The 1,958-nt window shown below is 74.3% G+C and carries 2 protein-coding genes; one reads left to right on the top strand and one right to left on the bottom strand.

What is annotated here, in order from left to right; translation table 11 throughout:
- The coding region (locus CA984_RS43835) for a serine hydrolase domain-containing protein (protein WP_242676515.1) at window positions 1-1,083 on the top strand (1,083 nt) is incomplete at its 5' end.
- A 97-nt stretch (window positions 1,084-1,180) separates the two neighbouring features.
- On the opposite strand, the gene CA984_RS46910 is transcribed toward CA984_RS43835, so the two are convergent.
- Window positions 1,181-1,958: DUF8094 domain-containing protein (locus tag CA984_RS46910; protein WP_165781652.1), on the bottom strand; the 778-nt coding region annotated here is incomplete at its 5' end.

The raw sequence follows: 1,958 nt of genomic DNA, 5'->3' as shown, positions 1-1,958 counted from the left end.
CGCGGAGTGTCCGGCGGCTCGGCGAAGCTGGCCGCCATCCTGGCGGCGGCGGTGCCGGAGGTGTGCTCGGCGGCGGTCGCCGTGATCGCCGTGGACGGGACCACGGTCGCCGCCGCGGCGCGGGGAGAGCTCGTACGATACGCGGGCGCCTCCGAGACGCTCCTGGCCGACCGCCCGGCCGCCCGCCGTGACTCGATCTTCGACCTCGCCTCGCTCACCAAGCTCTACACGACGGCCGTCGTCCTGTCGCTGGCCGAGGAAGGCCGCCTCGGCCTGGATGAATCGGTCGCCACCTGGCTGCCCGGCGGGCCCGCGGGGGTGACGCCGCGGCACCTGCTCACCCATACGGCGGGCCTGCCGCCCGGCCGCCGGGCACACGAGGAGATCCCCGGCGACGGGCCCGAGATCCTCGCCGCCCGCCTGGAGCGCGTCGTCTCGACACCGCCGCTGTGTCCGCCCGGCGCGTCCCACCTCTACTCCGACGTCGGGATGATCATGGCGGGCCGGGTGGCGGAGATCGCCGGGGAAGCGCCCCTGGACGAGCTTCTCCACGCCCGGGTCACCGGCCCGCTCGACCTGGACGACACCGGATACCGGCCCCCGCCGTCGCTGCGTCCCCGGATCGCCGCCACCGAGGAGAAGCCCGAGCGGGCCGGATCCGGATGCGTGCGCGGCGAGGTGCACGACGAGACCGCCCACGGACTGGGCGGGGTCGCCGGGCACGCCGGCATCTTCGCCACGGCCGACGACGTGGTGCGCTTCGCCGAGGCGCTGCGCACCGGCGGAGCCCCGATCCTGCGCCCGGACACGGTCGCCGAGATGACCCGCGACCAGGGCGTCCGGGGCGCCGTCTTCGGCCAGGGCCTGGGGGTGCGGATCGGCGACCCCGCCGTCGTCGGCCCGCTGGCCTCCGCCTACGGCCACTCCGGCTTCACCGGCACCGCGCTGGTCGTCGACCCCGGGCTGGCCCTGACGGCCGTCCTGCTGACCAACAACGTCCATCCGCTCCGGGGCCGCGCGGGCATCCGCGACCTGCGGCACGCCGTCGCCGCGGAGGCCCTGAGGCTGSCGCGGACCGCCTGACCGGACGCCCGGGGGTCGCCGCCCCTCGAATCCCCGGGGCCCGCCCTCCCGCGACGCCGGTGCGCGGGCGGCGGCGCCCGTCCCTCCCGGCGCGGGTCTAGGCGTACCAGGAACCGGCGATCTCCTGGATCGCCTTGCCGCCCCGGGGGACGAATCCACCGATGGTGAGGACCTGGAAGATCGCCTGCGGCGGGTTCAGCAGGCTGAAGACATAGAACGACCCGCCGTCCCGGGTGCGGAAGCCGTAGGAGGCGGTGAACGAGGTGAAAGACGCGTACAGGCCCTTGGAGACCCTGGGGTGGGCGAGGCGGCTGTAGTTGTCCTTGGCCAGCCGGTAGCCGCGCGTTCCCGCCCGCCTGTCCGTGGAGTTGTTCCAGAAGGCCATGTACTCCAGGGCGATGTCCGTGCCGTCCACGCGCGGCGCGGCGGCGACGTATCCCTCGGCGTCCAGCTGTGGCGCGGGTATCCGCTGCCCGTAGTGGAGCGGGGACTTGGCGGCGAGCTTGAAGGACTCGCCCTCCGGCCGCCAGAAGGCCAGGACGTGTGGCCGGTCCTGTCCCCGGTAGGTCGCCTGGAGGATGAACCACTCGCCGCCGGGCGGCTGCCGGCGGGGCACGTAGTACGTCTGCCTGCCGGTCAGGCGGATCGGCTTGCGGATCTTGCCCTTGTCGCCGTCCTCCACATGGCCCCGGTCGAGGACGACCTCGTGCCGGGTGCCGTCCCAGAACAGTCTGTCCCTTTTAGACGGGTCGTCCCACCAGTCGCGGTCCTTGACCGTCCTGTTGTGCTGGGCCACCCAGGACGCCGCGGCCTTCTTGGCGTCGGGGACGGTGAGCCGGATGCTCTCCGCCGAGGGGGAGGGGGCCGGCGTGGGT

The sequence above is a fragment of the Streptosporangium minutum genome (assembly GCF_002149035.1).
Lineage (GTDB): Bacteria > Actinomycetota > Actinomycetes > Streptosporangiales > Streptosporangiaceae > Streptosporangium > Streptosporangium minutum.
This window is presented reverse-complemented; position numbering and strand designations above follow the sequence as displayed.